Below are 16,344 nucleotides of genomic sequence, written 5' to 3'. Positions count from 1 at the left end.
CCATGCTGCCGAAACTCGTTATAACTCACCGAGTACACGATGAGATCCTGCAACTGCTGGCGCCACATTGCGAGCTGATGACCAACCAGACCGACAGCACGCTGACGCGCGAGGAAATTCTGCGCCGCTGCCGCGATGCTCAGGCGATGATGGCGTTCATGCCCGATCGGGTCGATGCAGACTTTCTTCAAGCCTGCCCTGAGCTGCGTGTAGTCGGCTGCGCGCTCAAGGGCTTCGACAATTTCGATGTGGACGCCTGTACTGCCCGCGGGGTCTGGCTGACCTTCGTGCCTGATCTGTTGACGGTCCCGACTGCCGAGCTGGCGATCGGACTGGCGGTGGGGCTGGGGCGGCATCTGCGGGCAGCAGATGCGTTCGTCCGCTCTGGCGAGTTCCAGGGCTGGCAACCACAGTTCTACGGCACGGGGCTGGATAACGCTACGGTCGGCATCCTTGGCATGGGCGCCATCGGACTGGCCATGGCTGATCGCTTGCAGGGATGGGGCGCGACCCTGCAGTACCACGAGGCGAAGGCTCTGGATACACAAACCGAGCAACGGCTCGGCCTGCGCCAGGTGGCGTGCAGCGAACTCTTCGCCAGCTCGGACTTCATCCTGCTGGCGCTTCCCTTGAATGCCGATACCCAGCATCTGGTCAACGCCGAGCTGCTTGCCCTCGTACGGCCGGGCGCTCTGCTTGTAAACCCCTGTCGTGGTTCGGTAGTGGATGAAGCCGCCGTGCTCGCGGCGCTTGAGCGAGGCCAGCTCGGCGGGTATGCGGCGGATGTATTCGAAATGGAAGACTGGGCTCGCGCGGACCGGCCGCGGCTGATCGATCCTGCGCTGCTCGCGCATCCGAATACGCTGTTCACTCCGCACATAGGGTCGGCAGTGCGCGCGGTGCGCCTGGAGATTGAACGTTGTGCAGCGCAGAACATCATCCAGGTATTGGCAGGTGCGCGCCCAATCAACGCTGCGAACCGTCTGCCCAAGGCCGAGCCTGCCGCATGTTGAATCCGGTCTGGCTGAAGAGCCTGGTAGCGATCGTTCAAACAGGCAGTTTTCAGAGCGCGGCGAGGGCGTTGGGGCTGGCCCAGCCGACGGTGTCGCAGCACTTGCAGAAGCTTGAAGAGCAGGTCGGCGTAACGCTGGTGCAGCGCAGTCGTAGCGGCTGCCAGCCTACCACACGGGCGCTGGCCTTCATGCCGCATGCGACCGCCTTGCTCGACATGCACGCCCGGGCGCTAGAAGCCCTGCATGGCAATCGTGAGCGCGTCGGGGCCAGCTCCAACATCGGCACCTACCTTCTCCAGCCATTCGTGCGCAACTATCTGACGACCGCAAATGAGAGGGGCGAGGTGGATCTGCGCATCGCCGCCAACCCGGATGTGGCCGACCAGCTACTGGCGGGCCAGCTCGACGCCGCGATCATGGAATGGTGGCTACCTCACCCCGACTTCGAACACCGCCTCTGGCGGGTCGAGCCGCTGGTGCTTATCGTCAGCCCCGACCATGCGCTGGCTGAAGCAGGGTGCATAGAACGTGATCGTCTGGTGGACCTGCCGATGCTGGGAGGTGAACCGGGTAGCGGTACCGGACGGCTTCTGACCGAATACTTTGGCGAACTGGGCGTGCCTCGCAGCGGTATGCAGCTAGGCAGCACCGAGGCAGTCAAACAAGCAGTGAGGGCGGGACTCGGCGTGTCGTTGGTGATGGCTTCCGCAGTACAAGACGAAGTTCGCAGTGGCGCGCTGGTAGCTCTTCCCATCCCGGGGCTTGAAAAGCGTCTCCAACTGATCTGGCGCAAACCTCCCGGAAATCTGCACCCGCCGGGATTTGTGCGGCACTTATTGGAGGAGGCAGATCTAGCTGGATAAGGTGATGGATGGTTGCGATCCAGCGCTTGGCTTGTCAGCCTAGGGAAACTCTGAAAAAGACTTTCTGATTTGGCAAAATACCGCGACCCCACCCACCGAGTTTCCCGATGAAGCAGATGACCTTCGCCGACGCCGAGTACGCTGGCAAGCGCAAGCAAACCCGCAAGGAGTTGTTCCTGATCGAGATGGATCGGGTGGTGCCGTGGAAGGGCTTGATTGCTTTGATCGAGCCACATTATCCGAAAGGTGAAGGTGGCCGTCCGGCCTACCCGTTGATGGCGATGCTGCGTGTGCATCTGCTGCAGAACTGGTTCGGCTACAGCGATCCAGCGATGGAGGAAGCGCTGTACGAAACCACGATCCTGCGCCAGTTTGCCGGGCTGAACCTGGAGCGCATCCCCGACGAAACCACCATTCTCAACTTCCGCCGCTTGCTGGAGAAACACGAGCTGGCGGCCGGCATCCTCGCTGTCATCAATGGCTATCTGGGCGACCGCGGCCTGTCGCTGCGCCAGGGCACCATCGTCGATGCAACGCTGATCAATGCGCCCAGTTCGACCAAGAACAAGGACGGCAAGCGCGACCCGGAAATGCACCAGACCAAGAAGGGAAACCAGTATTGTGTGTCACGAACACAGGTCAGATGACCTGTGCTGCTGTGCCGAAGATGGAAGTAGGCCTTCTGAAGTCGGCTTGCAGGAGCGGACTTCAAACCACCCGGTGCTGCTGCATCCAAAAGGTGTGGTGGTGAGCGACCGAGGAAAAGTCATCCCTGAGGATGGCAGGTGAGTATGGAGAAGATGAGCGAAAGCAAACCGTCCGATGACGCATCGTTATGCCCAAGGTGCTGCCGAAACTGAGGTGGAGTACTGGCTTCAGGACAAGTCGGGGCGTTACCTGCTTACGGACCCGATGGCAGCCGGTGTATAGGCGGCATGATCTTCATACAGGCTTTGGTACGGAACGTGAGAACCTTGTTCCAGATGCGAAGGAAAATGACAAATGGCCAACACCATGAGGAAGAATACCGATGCTGGAACGAGGGGCGGAGCCTCCCGTAGTAGCGATGAAGCCTCTGTAATGGAGGTGGAGCGAAGGGGCGGCGTTATCCGGCCGACGAGCGTTGCCAACCTCCGGGGATGAGTGGCGTGAGCTCGGCGAAACCTTATGACATAGCGAAACGCACGGTATGGGACGCCTACCAGCAGGTCAGGGCCAACCGCGGTGCTGCCGGCATCGACGATGAAACCATCGCCGATTTCGAGCGGGATCTGTCTAAGAATCTCTACAAGCTGTGGAATCGGATGTCGTCGGGGTCGTACTTCCCGCCTCCGGTCAAGCAAGTAGAAATTCCCAAGGCATCGGGAGGCACGCGCAAGCTGGGAGTGCCCACGGTTGGTGATCGTGTCGCGCAAACCGTGGTCAAGCTTCTCATCGAGCCGGAGCTGGACTCGATCTTCCACTCGGACTCCTATGGGTACCGGCCGGGACGATCAGCGAAGCAGGCGGTGGCGATCACGCGTGAGCGCTGCTGGCGATACGACTGGGTGGTGGAGTTTGATATCAAGGCAGCCTTCGATCAGATCAATCATGGGTTGCTGATGAAGGCGGTGCGCCTGCACATCAAGGAGGACTGGATACTTCTGTACATCGAGCGGTGGCTGGTTGCGCCGTTCGAAACGGATCACGGTATGCGCGTCCGACGCGAACGCGGCACCCCGCAAGGTGGAGTGATCAGTCCCCTCCTGATGAATCTGTTCATGCACTATGCCTTCGACACCTGGATGCAACGTACCAGCCCCAACTGCCCGTTTGCCCGCTACGCCGATGATGCGGTGGTGCACTGCCGCAGTCGAAAGCAAGCGGAGTACGTGATGCGCTCCATTGCTTCACGGCTGGCTGCCTGTGGCTTGACGATGCACCCCGAGAAATCGAAGGTCGTGTACTGCAAGGACAGTAACCGTCGCGCAGGTTATCCGCATGTGAGCTTTACCTTCCTCGGCTTCACCTTTAGGCCGAGGAAGGCGCTCAGCAAACAAGACCAGCTCTTCACGAGCTTCCTTCCGGGAGCGAGTGCGGATGCCTTAAAGCGGATGCGGCAAGCGGTACGCAGGTGGCGACTCAATCGCCAAACCCACGTGACGCTGGTCGACGTGGCTCGGCTCTACAATCCAGTGATACAGGGGTGGTCGCAATACTATGGCTCGTTCTATCGGACAGCCATGCTTGGCATCTTCCAGCACATTGACCGCGCGCTTGAACGCTGGGCCCGACGAAAATACAAGGCTCTTCATAGGCGCAAGCGGCGCATTAGCCAATGGCTGGACAAGATGCGGACTGTGGTACCCCGGCTGTTTCATCACTGGCGAGTGACCGGGCAGCAAGGTTGGATAACGGGAGCCGTATGACGCGAGAGTGTCACGTACGGTTCTGCGAGCGGCTGCGGGGGCAGTTCCCGCGGCCGACTCACCATTTTGGCATGAAGGCCCACATCGGCGCCGATGACGAATCGGGTCTGGTGCACAGCGTAGTGGGCACGGCGGCCAATGTGGCGGATGTCACCCAGGTGGACAAATTGCTGCATGGCGACGAAAACGTGGTCTGCGCCGATGCAGGCTACACCGGTGTCGAAAAGCGGCCCGAGCATGAAGGACGTGAAGTTATCTGGCAGGTGGCGGCACGCCGCAGCACCTACAAAAAACTCGATAAGCGCAGCGTGCTGTACAAAGCCAAGCGCAAGATTGAAAAGGCCAAGGCTCAGGTGCGCGCCAAGGTCGAGCATCCGTTCCGGGTAATCAAGCGCCAGTTCGGTTACACCAAGGTGCGCTTTCGCGGCTTGGCCAAAAACACGGCGCAACTGGTGACACTGTTCGCTCTGTCGAACCTGTGGATGGCGCGCCGACATTTACTGACGAATGCAGGAGAGGTGCGCCTGTAATGCGGGAAATGGCCACCGGAGTGGGGTCCGGGTGGCGAAAACGTAAGAAATACTCGTCGAATTGATTGTTTTTTGATCATTTGGCGAGTTTAAAAGTTGCGCTAGGTGGTATGCCGGGGAAATACATGGCTACTTCAGACCATCCTTAGTGGGATGCAGAGAGTGTCATTACGAAATCAGCACAACTGCTTTTGCCTGTCCTAAGTGTGGCGCTTCGGTGCCGAAACCAAGGAAACCTGCAATATGGCCTTGGGTCATTGGAATCCCCGTCGCACTTTTCATTGGCATGTTGATTTACGGATCAACTATCCCTGAATACCGGAACACTGCCCGTGAAGCGCGCGATCTATGCGAGCAAATGGTTAAAAAGGGCCGATCTGATCCAAATTCCTGCGCAGAGATGTACAGAAACATCATCGCAGAAGGCGAAGAAGCCGAAAGAGCTGAAAAGCAAGCAATCCTAGACGCTCGGAAGGCTGAAAGAGCTGAAAAGCAAGCACGCAAGGAAACCGCTCCGTGAGACGAATCGAGACCGTTACGACTCGTTGGATCGACTAGGCCGCTGCCTTCGGATCAATGCGAGGTATCCGTGCGATTAAGGCCGTGCAAATACGTGTCGAGATCATCAGTTGAGGAAGGTAAGAGCTAAGCCAAAATTTGTTAACGCGGCTGCGCACATGACAGAGAGCTTTGTCTGTGCGCTGGTGTCATCAGGTGCTAAGCCTAAGTAGGTGGTCTCACGCCATGATTGCTCCTGGTGCTTGTCAAACTTAACGGTTTTTCGCTGCACCGGAAAGTCAATCATAGGTCCGATAACTGTCAATCCTGTCCTATACGACCTTGATTTCTGTCAATCCGAGTTAGCAAGATTGACTGTCAATCGTTGAACGATGAAATTATCGGAAGATCAAGTGTTACGGGCGGTATGTGGGTGTCAATCTTAGGAACTGCAAGCTGCTATAGCGAACTACTGGCCGGATGATCCGCTGATCGCCGAAGCCACCGCCCGGGCCAAGCCGCGCAAGTAAGAGCCGTCCGGGCCCAGTGCACTTGCTTGTGCTGAGCCCGGTGGTCGGCATCGCTCGGTTTTTTCTCTCCAGGCCTCATCGACGCCGTAGTGGCATCACGACCGCGCAGCGCCCGGTCGGCGTCGCCATGACCGCCTACTGGGCCGGCAACAGGAAGCGTGCGAGCACCGGCAGGTGGTCGGAGATGCGCAGGGTGTCGTCCTGGCGGACCCGGGACTCGACCCGCTTCAGGCGCGGGCTGTGGAACAGGTAGTCGACGGTACGATCCGGGCCGTCGAGAGTGGGATCGTTGGGGTAGTGGGTCAACCAGTGTGCGCGATCGATGCCACTGGCCTGGGGATTGCTGGGAATCATCGGGTATTTGTCCCACAGCAGGTGCAGCGGGCTGTCGGCGCTGTAGGGCGCGCGCTGGTTTTCATCCAGGCGCCGGTACTGGCCCAGGGGGAGCAGGTTGAAGTCGCCACCGATCAGCCACGGCGTGCCGCGGCCCTCCAGCTTGTCCAGTACCTTGGCAATGGCCGCGACCTGCCTTGGCTGGGTGTCGCCAGGGTGTTCGGCACGCTCCAGGTGCGTATTGAGCACGGCCATTTGCCCGCCGTCGCTCAGGGGGAGGTAGCTCAGCAGCATGGCATCCCTGGGTTGGAACTGGCGGCTGATGAAGTTGCTGGCCGGTAGCGGCAATTGCAGGCGCTCGGCGTGTTCGATCTGGTAGCGGCTGAGCGTTGCCAGCTTTCGGCCGACGCTGCCGAAGATGTGCGGGGAGGGGACGAAATCGGCCTTCCAGTCATAGGCCTGGGTGCTGCAGGGATAGAGGTCGGCGAGACGCTCCTGCAGGAGCTTGAGCTGGTCCTGGTAGGCACTGGCCTTGGCGTTGTCGTCCACTTCCTGGAGCAGGACCAGGTCCGGTTGTTCGTCGCGAATGACCCGGGCGACTTCATCCAGGCTGAAGGCCATGTCTTCCTGGGTCGGGCGCTCATCCTCGCCGTGGGCCTGGTCGTTCCAGAACACGTAGCGCTTGCCCGCCAGGTATTGCAGGTTCCAGGTCATCACCTTCAGCGCCTGCCCCGGTACCAGCGGCGCAGCCTTGGCGCTGCAGGATACCGCCAGGGTCTCCTTGGCCTCGGGACGCCAGGTCAGGCTGTAGATCAGGCTGGCCAGCACCAGGCTGATCAGCAGCAGGCTCAACAGGGTGATGCGCAATAGACGGGTCATCGGCTCGGCTTATGGCGTTGCAGGATGGGGTCCGAGCATAACCGAGTGCGCAGCCGTCCCCCAAGGGGTAGAGCGGCGCGCCGGGGCTTCAGTGTTTGTCCGGTTGCTGGCTGATCAGCATGAACAGGCGAAACAGCACCACGCTGGTGAATAGCTGGAGGAAGCTGTAGGCGCTGTCGAGCGTCAGCGATAGCAGCGGCGTCGGGTCTGGATAGGCGGCCTCGCTCATGCCCTTGAGCAGCCAGAGCGGGGTCATCACGCACAGGATGCACGCCAGGATACGCAGGAAATGCCCGCGGCTCAGGCGAAAGCTTTCGGTGATGGCATTCAGCGGCGATGCCCCCTTGAGTACCAGCAGGTACTCGGCGAAGGCCAGGACCACCATCAGCCACAGGCCCGGCAGGAAATACAGCGACAGCCCCAGCAGGATCAGCAGGGTACTGACCGCCGTCAGCAGGGCGAAGCGTGGCCACAGGCTCAGGCTCATGGCCAGCAGGTCACGGGTACGTGGCGATTCGCCACGGGTACGGGCATCGAGGAGCAGGATCAGCGCGCCGGTGTACAGCGGATACACCAGCAGGCCGACGATCACGCTGTATCCGGGAAAGGCATTCGGGCCCAGGATCTGTCCCACGCCTTGCTGCAACAAGGCCTCGAATATCACCAGGGGCAGGCACAACTGGGCAATGCGCCCCAGGTTGCGTCGAAAGAAATACAGGGAGTCACGCAGGACATCTAACGGATTCATCGATGGGGTCGCAGTGGCGAAGCGGTTGGACACTTTAACCGATCACGCCCCCTGCGGAGCAAACGTAAACCTTGCGTAAAGACCATTGAAAGTCTGCGCGCCAGCCCCATAACTGGTGCGTAACGCCGTCTCATCCGGCGGTAGAGCGGATTTTTACCGGCAATCTAAAGAGGTCGCCATGAATAACGAAGAGCAAACCCTGATCGATGGACTGTTTTCACGGTTGCAGCAAGCCGAAACGGATTCAGCCCCGCGTGATGCCCAGGCCGAGGCGCGGATCAAGGAGCATCTGACCCGCCAGCCTGCGGCCGGGTATTTCATGACCCAGGCGATCCTGGTGCAGGAGGCTGCCCTCAAGAGCCTCGATGAACAGAACAAGCAATTGACCCAGCAGGTACAGCAACTGCAGGCCGACTTGCAGCAGGCCAAGTCCCAGGCAGCTCCGGCCCCCGCATCCAGTGGTGGCTTCCTGTCGAGTATCTTCGGGGGCTCCCGCGAGTCGCAGCCGGCCCCGGCGCCGGCCGCGAACCCGGCACCCGCCTCCGGTGGCGGCTGGCGCGAGCCACCACGGCCAGGCTTTGGTGCACCCCAGCAAGGGTTCGGCGCTGCGCCCCAGCAGAACTATGCCCCGCAACAGGCGCCAGCAGCGGGCAGCAGTTTCCTCGGGGGTGCGCTGAAAACCGCAGCGGGCGTCGCCGGCGGCGTGATGCTGGCCCAAGGTATCAGCAGCCTGTTCCACAGCAACCAGCAGCCTCAGGAAGTCGTCGAGGTCATCAAGGAAGAACCGGCACCGGCCAGTGACAACAGCGGCTGGGGCAACGATGAGCAGCGTTATGCCAACAACGACTCCTGGGGTGGCAACGACCAGGGCGGCTTCAGCGACGCGGGCTACGACAACGACGACAGCTCGTTCTTCTCCGACGACGATTCCTTCGTCTGATCCATCATCGACCTGGGGCGCAGACCCGCCCCGGGCCGATAATTCGCGGAACAATCCCTGGCGCTGGCATACTGGGCCACTTTTGCGGCCCTGAGTGCCGATCGAGCTCCCACGCTGCTGTGCCATGAGGATTAGCGGTGAAAAAAATCGCTGTGTTCGCCGATGTCCAGAATCTCTACTACACCGTGCGCCAGGCTTATGGTTGCCACTTCAACTACGCCGCCCTGTGGGCGGATGTCAGCAAGCAGGGGCAGATCGTCCAGGCCTATGCCTATGCCATCGATCGTGGTGACAGCAAGCAGCAGCAGTTCCAGCAGATCCTGCGCAACCTGGGCTTCACGGTAAAACTCAAACCCTATATCCAGCGCAGCGACGGCTCGGCCAAAGGCGATTGGGACGTGGGCATCACCATCGACATCATGGACGCCGCTGCGCAGGTGGATGAAGTGGTGCTGGCTTCCGGTGATGGCGATTTCGACCTGTTGCTCGAGCGCATCATCCACAAGCACGGTGTCAGTGCGGTGGCCTATGGGGTGCCTGGATTGACGGCCAACTCGCTGATTCGTGCCGCCACTCGCTATGTGCCGATCGAAGGCACCTTGCTGCTCAAAAGCTGAAAACAGATTCATACGGAGCAAAACAGGTTTGGAACGCATTGCCGTCATCGACTTTGAAACCACCGGGATTTCCCCGAGCAGCAGTTGTCGGGCCACGGAGATCGCCGTGGTGATCCTCGAGCAGGGACGCATCGTCGAGCGTTACCAGAGCCTGATGAACGCGGGCGTGCGGGTACCGGCCTTCATCGAGCAACTGACGGGCATCAGCAATGCCATGCTGCGTAGCGCACCACCGGCCGAGCAGGTGATGAACGAGGTCAACGAGTTCGTTGGCACTACACCGCTGGTGGCGCACAACGCGGCTTTCGACCAGAAGTTCTGGGATTTCGAATTGGGGCGGATCCGGCGCACCCGGTTGCAGAACTTCGCCTGCTCCCTGCTGTTGGCCCGGCGCCTGATGCCCGCTGCGCCGAACCACAAGCTCGGCACCCTGACCACCTATGCCGGCCTGCCGCATACCGGCCAGGCTCACCGAGCCATGGCCGACGCCGAGATGGCGGCCAACCTGCTGGTGCACTTGGCGGGCGAACTGCGCGATACCCACGGCCTGCACCGGCTGTCCCACGATTTTTTGTGCAAGTTGCAGAAGGTTCCCGCGGCCAAGGTGCCCGAGCACTTGCGGCGCCATCGCTGACACGCCGCGGGCGCCATCGGACAGGGCCTGGGGAGTCTTCAAGCAAGGCCCCGTGGGTTTTCACGCAGCCGTTGGTGGATCAGCTGGACGGTTTACCGTTGCTGTCCAGGTGCCCCAGGGGCAGGCGTCGTTCGATGGCACTGGAGAGCACGATGGAGGTCTTGCTGAAGCCGAACTGGGCGACGCGGTTGATCAACTCTTCCAGCTCCTGCATCGAGCCCACGGCCGCCTGCATGATCACGCAGGGATCCCCCGTGACCCGATGGCATTCGGTGAGTTGTGGGATCTTGATCAGTTCTTCATAGCTTTTCTGGTTGCCGTGCTGGGCCAGGCGCAGCTCGATGATGCACTGGATCGGCAACCCCAGCTTGTTCATGTCGACCTTGGCCTGGTAGCCGGTGATCACGCCGCTGGCTTCAAGCTTGGCGACTCGCTCGGCCACGGCAGGTGCCGAGAGGTTGACCTTGCGCGCGAGCTCGGCATAACTCGCCCGGCCGTTTTCCAGCAGCTGGGCCAGGAGCATGCGGTCATACTTGTCCATGGAAGGCTCCAAAACAACCTGGCTTTCGAAAGCAAGGTATATAGGTAAAAACTCCACTTTATTGAAAGTGTACTGCTCTTAAAAACAGGTTTTGTAACTTAAGCTTACCCCGTTCGACTTTCTACAATGGGCCTTCCCTGCCTGCCTCCTGAGTCGTACCCCATGCCTGGCCAAAGCCGCTTTCCTTTGCCGTTGATCGCCGCATTCTTTGCCCTCTACGTGATCTGGGGGTCGACCTACCTGGTGATCCGTATCGGTGTCGAATACTGGCCACCCTTGATGCTTGCCGGTATCCGCTTCGTGCTCGCCGGCAGCCTGATGTATGCCTTCCTGCGCTGGCGTGGGGTCCCGGCGCCCACCTGGGCACAATGGAAGGCCGCCGGGATCATCGGCATCCTGCTGCTGAGTTTCGGCAACGGTGCGGTGACGGTCGCCGAGCACCTGGGCGTGGCTTCCGGAGTCGCGGCCCTGGCGGTGGCCACGGTGCCGTTGTTCACCTTGCTCTGCGGTTACTTCTGGGGCACCCGCAACACCCGCCTGGAGTGGGCCGGCATCATCCTCGGGATGATCGGCATCGGCATGCTCAACCTGGGGTCCAACCTGCAATCGAGTCCCTTGGGCGCGGCCCTGCTGTTGTTCGCCGCAGCGGCCTGGGCCTTCGGTTCGGTCTGGAGCAAGCACTTGCCTCTGCCCCAGGGCGCCATGGCCAGCGCCGCGGAAATGCTCGTCGGTGGTGTGGTGCTGCTGCTGGGCAGCTTGCTGCGCGGCGAGCGCCTGGAAGCCATGCCGGCCCTGGAGGGCTGGCTGGCGCTGGCCTACCTGGCAGGCTTCGGTTCGATCATCGCCTTCAATGCCTACATGTACCTGCTCAAGCACGTACGCCCGGCAGCGGCCACCAGCTATGCCTACGTCAACCCCGCGGTGGCGGTGTTGCTGGGTATCGTCTTCGTCGGCGAGAGCATCGGCTTGGAAGAGGCGCTGGCGATGCTGGTGATCATCAGCGCCGTGGTGTTGATCGGCCTGCCGCAATGGCGCAAGCCTAAGGCTGTAGTCCAGAAAGAGGCTGCCTGATCAGCTTCCCGGTGCCTGGCTGGCCAGGTTGCGCTCGAGAAAACCGTCGATGACCTGGGCCGCTTGCTGGTGGATCGCTTCACGGCTGCGCTTGTCACCGTCCCGGCAGATGATTTCATCCTCGGGGTCATCCTCCCTGAGCAAGGCCGTGGCTCCTGGCTTGCAGAGTTGCATGAAGCTGAAATGGCTGGCATCGGCTACCACCAACAAGCTGGAGGTGGCCGGCGGCAGGTGGGCTTGCAGATAACCCGACTCCTGTTCCACCGGCATGCCGGCAATGTTCACCCCGGCGCCCAGGATCAAGGTCGGCGTTTGCACCGCTGCCAGGCTCTCTGGGGTAAATCCGCGGAGCAGCCCCGGGTCCAGTGACACCACGGCCTTGATTCGCGGGTCTCGCAGATCGGCACTTAGCGGACCTTGGTTGTCCGTTGCGATGCCCAGTTCCGGAGCCAGCCCGCACAGGCGTGGGTTGGGATGCTGCCGGCACTGCTCGAGGAAGCGTTGCGGACTGTAGCGCCCGCCGGCCAGCGCGGTGACTGTCCAGCCACCCAGGGAATGGCCGATGGCGGCGATACGTTGTGGGTCGACCGTGCCCGCCAGGGACGGGTCTGCGCTCAGCGCATCTATGACCCGGCTTACATCGTGGGGACGCTCCCAGAGCTTCGCCGCTTCTGCCGGGCGTCGGTCGAAGGTCGTGGTGCCAGGGTGGTCAGGAGCTGCGACCACGTATCCCCGGCTGACCAGGCTCGGTACCAGCCAGCTGAGGTTGCGCCAGCTGCCCCGATAGCCGTGGGACAGGACCACCAATGGGTGGGCCGCGGCGGTAGGCGAGGCATCCTTGATGGCGGGCAGGCCCTGGAAGACCGGGTTCTCTGCGGATATCAGCAGCGGAGCCGTTGTTTCGGTGGGGTACCAGAGGGCGACATGCAGGGGGCGTTGGCCGCTGGCATCTGCCACAGTGATTTCACGCAAAGCGGTGAGTTCGGCAGCACCGGCAAGGGGGAGGAACAGGGCCAGCGACAGGCCCGCGAGCATCCGTGCGGACAGGGCGATATTGCGCATTGGGACTCCATGGACAAAGAACGCCGGGCATTGCCCGGCGTAGTGGTTTCAGCGTGAAAGCATCACTCGAGGCCGATAAGCAGCGCTACTATCAAGAACACCGCCGCCAGGGCCAGGGCAAACAGCAGGCTGATTCCCGCCACGCGCCATAACGAAACGAAGGGCCCCCCGTTGGTCTTGTGTTCTATCACCTGGGGGCCGAACAGTTGGCGTGCGTAGGCGTTCATCCCATAGATCTGCGGCAGGATGAAGACCACAGCGGGAATGTTCTCTGGAAGGAAAAAACCTGCCAGGGTCATGGCCAGGAAGACGCCGATACCCATGCCCCAGACCTTCTTCACCTCGGCCTCGCGCCCCAGTGCCTTGAGGTTTTGGCTGATGAAATAGGCACCCGCCATGGAGGTGCCGATGAAGGTGCTCAGGCCGATGGCCGCGACACTGTAGAGGCGCAGGTTCTGATCGGCGGTCGGTGCGGTCCGCAGTTCGGCAGCGGGGGGCTGGAACGGATTTTCGTGGTCCATACGAGGTGAGACTCCTTGAAGGGGGGAAGGCCGTGAAGATACCCGGTGCGGGGCGCACGGTGCATTCTTTTGGGCCAGCTGGGGGCGAGCATACACGCTCCCGGGCCGGCGGGCATGGTCCGTAAGTGGGGCTGTGAATTAGGGTAAACTGCCGCCCATTGCATTCCTGTGCTGACTTTTTCCTACGGTATCCCCATGACATTCGCCACTCTCGGCCTGATCGAACCCTTGCTGCGCGCCCTTGAACCTCTTGGCTACCAGACCCCGACCCCGGTGCAGGCCCAGGCGGTTCCGGCAGTGCTGGCCGGTCGCGACCTGATGGCCGCAGCCCAGACCGGCACCGGCAAGACCGCCGGCTTCGCCCTGCCGCTGTTGCAATTGCTGACCCTGGAAGGCCCGAAGGTCGACAGCAACTCGGTGCGGGCACTGATCCTGGTGCCGACCCGCGAGCTGGCCGAGCAGGTCCATGACAGCGTGCGCCAGTACGCCGAGCACCTGCCGCTGCGCACCTACGCGGTGTATGGCGGAGTCAGCATCAACCCGCAGATGATGAAGCTGCGCAAGGGTGTCGACCTGCTGGTGGCGACCCCTGGCCGCCTGCTGGACCTGTTCCGGCAGAACGCGGTGAAGTTCAGCCAGTTGCAGACACTGGTGCTGGATGAGGCCGATCGCATGCTCGACCTGGGGTTCTCCGAGGAGCTCAAGAGCATCTACGCCGCCCTGCCGAAAAAGCGCCAGACCTTGCTGTTTTCCGCAACCTTTTCCGATGCCATCCGCCTGTTGGCCGGGCAGATGCTCAACGACCCATTGAGCATCGAAGTCAGCCCGCGCAACGTTGCCGCCAGCACGGTCAAGCAATGGGTGGTGCCAGTGGACAAGAAGCGCAAGCCGGAGCTGTTCAGCCACCTGCTGCGCAAGAACCGCTGGAAGCAGGTGCTGGTGTTCGCCAAGACCCGCAACGGCGTGGATGCCCTGGTCGAGAAGCTCCAGGGCCAGGGCGTGAATGCCGACGGTATCCACGGCGACAAGCCCCAAGCCACGCGTCAGCGCGCCCTGGATCGGTTCAAGCTGGGCGAGGTCCAGATCCTGGTGGCCACTGACGTGGCAGCCCGCGGCCTGGACATCGAGGACCTGCCGCTGGTGGTCAACTTCGACCTGCCAATCGTGGCCGAGGACTATGTCCACCGCATCGGCCGCACCGGGCGTGCCGGTTCCACCGGCGAGGCGATTTCCCTGGTCTGCGCCGACGAGGTCAACCTGCTCTCGGCAATCGAAATGCTGACCCGCCAGACCCTCAAGCGCCATGAAGAGCAGGATTTCGAGCCCGAGCACCGAGTGCCCGAGACCGACGCCAGTGGCCAGGTGGTGAAGAAGCCGAAGAAACCGAAGAAGCCCAAGGCCGCCGGTGGCGCCGGCAAGCGCAACCTGGGACGTTGGGTCGATAGCGGGGAAGTGGCCGCAGAGCCTGCGGTGAAACCGGTGCGCAAGGTACCGGCCTTCAATACCGGGCCGCGCAAGCGCAAGCCATAAGCACCACGACACGTTGCGAGCGGCCGGTTCAACCTGGCCGCTCCTGGTATCCGGCCTAGGACTGGCGGCGTTCGGCGAGCCATTGGAGGATGCCGCGCCCGGCCCGGCGTCCGCTGGCGAAGCAGGCGGTGAGCAAGTAGCCACCGGTGGGCGCTTCCCAGTCGAGCATCTCTCCGGCACAGAACAGCCCCGGTCGCTGCTGGATCATCAGCCGCTCATCCAATGCCTCGAAGCACACACCACCGGCGCTGCTGATGGCTTCGTCCAGTGGACGGGCCTTCACCAGCACCAGCGGCAGGGCCTTGATCGCGGCGGCCAGGCGGGCCGGGTCGTCGAAGGCCTCGGCGGGCGCCAGCTCTCGCAGCAGAGCAGCCTTTACGCCCTCGATGCCCAGTTGGCCCTGCAAGTGCTTGGCCATGGAGCGTGACCCGCGTGGCTTGGCCAGCGCCGCCTGGACCTTGTCCCGGGGCTTGCCGGGCAACAGGTCGATATGGATCGTGCCCTGGCCGTGCTGGTTGATCGCTTCGCGGATCGATGCCGAGAGGGCGTAGACCAGGCTGCCCTCGATGCCACTGGCGGTGATTACGCATTCCCCCAGCCTTGGTACGTCGTCGTCCAGGCCGATGGCTACGTTCTTCAATGGCGCACCGGCGAACTTGCTGCGCAGCAACTCGCTCCAGGCACTGACCTCGAAACCGCAATTGCTCGGCTGCAGGGGCGCTACCCGGACCCCGTGTTGTTCCAGTAGCGGCAACCAGGCGCCATCTGACCCCAGGCGTGCCCAACTGCCACCGCCCAGCGCCAGCAAGGTCGCGTCGGCCTGGACCGTACTTTCACCCGCCGGGTGCTGGATGCGCAGGCTGCCATCGGCATTCCAGCCCAGCCAGCGATGACGGGTGTGGATAACCACTCCAGCATCGCGCAGGCGCTTGAGCCAGGCACGCAGCAGTGGGGCGGCTTTCATATCCGTGGGGAAGACCCGGCCGGAGCTGCCGACAAAGGTGTCGATACCCAACCCGTGAATCCATTGGCACAGCGCCTCGGCGCCGAACTCGCGCAGCAGCGGGGCGATTTGCGGTGCCCGTTCCGCGTAGCGGGAGAGGAAGGCCGGATAGGCCTCGGAGTGGGTGATGTTCATGCCACCGACCCCGGCCAGGAGGAATTTTCGCCCCACTGATGGCATGCCGTCGTACAGATCGACCCGCACGCCTGCCTGACTCAGGACCTCGGCGGCCATCAGGCCGGCAGGGCCACCGCCGATAATCGCGACGTGGTGGGGCGTGGGGGAGGTCGATGAGGTCATGGCAAGGATGGGCTGGAGGAATAGGCCGGGCATTCTACCCGAGGTGCGAGTGCCTTGCTGACCCGATGATGCCTGGTCAAAAACTGAGCATGGGGCTGCGGGCCTTATAAACCGTGGGCTGGATGGACTTTCGCGCAGGTTGTCCACAGGCGGCTCCACAGCTATTGGGGGTAAGCGACCCATGGGAAAATGACGCCATGATGAACCTGGTCAAAAAATGTCCGATTGTCTGGAGGCCTTTGACTGCAAGGGCTTCAGAGACTTTCACGCAGGTTGTCCACAGGCGGTTCCACAGCGATTGGGGGTAAACACCGGATCGCCGG

The 16,344-nt window shown here is 61.9% G+C and carries 15 protein-coding genes and 1 pseudogene; 10 read left to right on the top strand and 6 right to left on the bottom strand.

Features of this window, described 5'->3' with window-relative positions; all coding sequences use genetic code 11:
- The first annotated feature begins 2 nt into the window (after positions 1–2).
- The 5 genes and pseudogenes from ptxD (at position 3) to ATY02_RS32355 (ending at position 4,814) form a co-directional block, all read left to right on the top strand.
- Positions 3–1,013, top strand: coding sequence for a phosphonate dehydrogenase PtxD (gene ptxD, locus ATY02_RS32375; RefSeq protein WP_003118429.1), 1,011 nt, complete (start codon positions 3–5; stop codon positions 1,011–1,013).
- Positions 1,007–1,876 carry a LysR family transcriptional regulator gene (locus tag ATY02_RS32370; protein WP_010466239.1) on the top strand — a complete coding sequence of 290 codons (870 nt, stop codon included), beginning with the start codon at positions 1,007–1,009 and terminating at the stop codon, positions 1,874–1,876. Before ptxD ends, ATY02_RS32370 begins: the two co-directional genes overlap by 7 nt.
- 107 nt (positions 1,877–1,983) lie before the next feature.
- Positions 1,984–2,496 (top strand): annotated as a pseudogene (locus ATY02_RS32365) (IS5-like element ISPst7 family transposase); the annotation flags it as partial.
- A gap of 519 nt (positions 2,497–3,015) precedes the next feature.
- The gene (gene ltrA, locus ATY02_RS32360) at positions 3,016–4,284 is read left to right on the top strand and encodes a group II intron reverse transcriptase/maturase (protein WP_010466266.1); all 1,269 of its coding nucleotides are present in this window, start codon (positions 3,016–3,018) and stop codon (positions 4,282–4,284) included.
- Positions 4,194–4,814, top strand: coding sequence for an IS5 family transposase (locus ATY02_RS32355; protein WP_309294825.1), 621 nt, complete (start codon positions 4,194–4,196; stop codon positions 4,812–4,814). The genes ltrA and ATY02_RS32355 overlap by 91 nt, the downstream gene beginning before the upstream one ends.
- Positions 4,815–5,977: 1,163 nt before the next feature.
- On the opposite strand, the gene ATY02_RS32350 is transcribed toward ATY02_RS32355, so the two are convergent.
- Together ATY02_RS32350 and ATY02_RS32345 are read right to left on the bottom strand one after the other, a co-directional pair.
- Positions 5,978–7,054, bottom strand: coding sequence for an endonuclease/exonuclease/phosphatase family protein (locus ATY02_RS32350; RefSeq protein WP_068576320.1), 1,077 nt, complete (start codon positions 7,052–7,054; stop codon positions 5,978–5,980).
- An 88-nt stretch (positions 7,055–7,142) separates the two neighbouring features.
- A complete protein-coding gene (locus tag ATY02_RS32345; protein ID WP_068576322.1) occupies positions 7,143–7,802 on the bottom strand; it encodes a YciC family protein in 660 nt (219 codons plus the stop codon).
- A gap of 178 nt (positions 7,803–7,980) precedes the next feature.
- Between ATY02_RS32345 and ATY02_RS32340 the strand changes: the two genes are divergently transcribed.
- The 3 genes from ATY02_RS32340 (at position 7,981) to ATY02_RS32330 (ending at position 9,993) form a co-directional block, all read left to right on the top strand.
- Entirely contained in the window at positions 7,981–8,742 is a 762-nt protein-coding gene (locus ATY02_RS32340) for a DUF2076 domain-containing protein (protein ID WP_068576324.1), read from the top strand.
- Between the two features lie 137 nt (positions 8,743–8,879).
- Positions 8,880–9,359, top strand: coding sequence for an NYN domain-containing protein (locus tag ATY02_RS32335; protein WP_068576326.1), 480 nt, complete (start codon positions 8,880–8,882; stop codon positions 9,357–9,359).
- A gap of 28 nt (positions 9,360–9,387) precedes the next feature.
- Entirely contained in the window at positions 9,388–9,993 is a 606-nt protein-coding gene (locus ATY02_RS32330; protein ID WP_068576328.1) for a PolC-type DNA polymerase III, read from the top strand.
- Between the two features lie 79 nt (positions 9,994–10,072).
- Here ATY02_RS32330 and ATY02_RS32325 read toward each other — a convergent pair whose 3' ends face one another.
- Entirely contained in the window at positions 10,073–10,534 is a 462-nt protein-coding gene (locus ATY02_RS32325) for an Lrp/AsnC family transcriptional regulator (protein WP_068576330.1), read from the bottom strand.
- Between the two features lie 162 nt (positions 10,535–10,696).
- On the opposite strand from ATY02_RS32325, the gene yedA reads away from it, so the two are divergent.
- Positions 10,697–11,605 carry a drug/metabolite exporter YedA gene (gene yedA, locus ATY02_RS32320; protein WP_068576332.1) on the top strand — a complete coding sequence of 303 codons (909 nt, stop codon included), beginning with the start codon at positions 10,697–10,699 and terminating at the stop codon, positions 11,603–11,605.
- Here yedA and ATY02_RS32315 read toward each other — a convergent pair whose 3' ends face one another.
- Together ATY02_RS32315 and ATY02_RS32310 are read right to left on the bottom strand one after the other, a co-directional pair.
- Positions 11,606–12,667, bottom strand: coding sequence for an alpha/beta hydrolase family protein (locus ATY02_RS32315; RefSeq protein WP_068576335.1), 1,062 nt, complete (start codon positions 12,665–12,667; stop codon positions 11,606–11,608). It lies immediately after the preceding gene.
- A 62-nt stretch (positions 12,668–12,729) separates the two neighbouring features.
- Positions 12,730–13,188: a hypothetical protein gene (locus ATY02_RS32310; RefSeq protein WP_068576337.1), complete on the bottom strand. Its 459-nt coding sequence runs from the start codon at positions 13,186–13,188 to the stop codon at positions 12,730–12,732.
- A 195-nt stretch (positions 13,189–13,383) separates the two neighbouring features.
- On the opposite strand from ATY02_RS32310, the gene ATY02_RS32305 reads away from it, so the two are divergent.
- Positions 13,384–14,718: a DEAD/DEAH box helicase gene (locus ATY02_RS32305; protein ID WP_068576339.1), complete on the top strand. Its 1,335-nt coding sequence runs from the start codon at positions 13,384–13,386 to the stop codon at positions 14,716–14,718.
- A gap of 55 nt (positions 14,719–14,773) precedes the next feature.
- Here the strand turns inward: ATY02_RS32305 and ATY02_RS32300 are convergent, their stop codons facing one another.
- Entirely contained in the window at positions 14,774–16,021 is a 1,248-nt protein-coding gene (locus tag ATY02_RS32300; protein ID WP_068576411.1) for a TIGR03862 family flavoprotein, read from the bottom strand.
- Between the last annotated feature and the right edge of the window lie 323 nt (positions 16,022–16,344).

Origin of the sequence: Pseudomonas sp. BIOMIG1BAC (genome assembly GCF_001705995.2) — a bacterium.
Taxonomy (GTDB): domain Bacteria; phylum Pseudomonadota; class Gammaproteobacteria; order Pseudomonadales; family Pseudomonadaceae; genus Aquipseudomonas; species Aquipseudomonas sessilinigenes.
Note: the sequence above shows the minus strand (reverse complement) of the source record. Positions and strands in the feature narration are given on the sequence as shown.

Coding starts and splice junctions, on each gene's coding strand:
- ptxD (WP_003118429.1), top strand. CDS start 3: ATGCTGCCGAAACTCGTTATAACTCACCGAGTACACGATGAGATCCTG.
- ATY02_RS32370 (WP_010466239.1), top strand. CDS start 1,007: ATGTTGAATCCGGTCTGGCTGAAGAGCCTGGTAGCGATCGTTCAAACA.
- ltrA (WP_010466266.1), top strand. CDS start 3,016: ATGAGTGGCGTGAGCTCGGCGAAACCTTATGACATAGCGAAACGCACG.
- ATY02_RS32355 (WP_309294825.1), top strand. CDS start 4,194: ATGGCTGGACAAGATGCGGACTGTGGTACCCCGGCTGTTTCATCACTG.
- ATY02_RS32350 (WP_068576320.1), bottom strand. CDS start 7,054: ATGACCCGTCTATTGCGCATCACCCTGTTGAGCCTGCTGCTGATCAGC.
- ATY02_RS32345 (WP_068576322.1), bottom strand. CDS start 7,802: ATGAATCCGTTAGATGTCCTGCGTGACTCCCTGTATTTCTTTCGACGC.
- ATY02_RS32340 (WP_068576324.1), top strand. CDS start 7,981: ATGAATAACGAAGAGCAAACCCTGATCGATGGACTGTTTTCACGGTTG.
- ATY02_RS32325 (WP_068576330.1), bottom strand. CDS start 10,534: ATGGACAAGTATGACCGCATGCTCCTGGCCCAGCTGCTGGAAAACGGC.
- yedA (WP_068576332.1), top strand. CDS start 10,697: ATGCCTGGCCAAAGCCGCTTTCCTTTGCCGTTGATCGCCGCATTCTTT.
- ATY02_RS32315 (WP_068576335.1), bottom strand. CDS start 12,667: ATGCGCAATATCGCCCTGTCCGCACGGATGCTCGCGGGCCTGTCGCTG.
- ATY02_RS32310 (WP_068576337.1), bottom strand. CDS start 13,188: ATGGACCACGAAAATCCGTTCCAGCCCCCCGCTGCCGAACTGCGGACC.
- ATY02_RS32305 (WP_068576339.1), top strand. CDS start 13,384: ATGACATTCGCCACTCTCGGCCTGATCGAACCCTTGCTGCGCGCCCTT.
- ATY02_RS32300 (WP_068576411.1), bottom strand. CDS start 16,021: ATGACCTCATCGACCTCCCCCACGCCCCACCACGTCGCGATTATCGGC.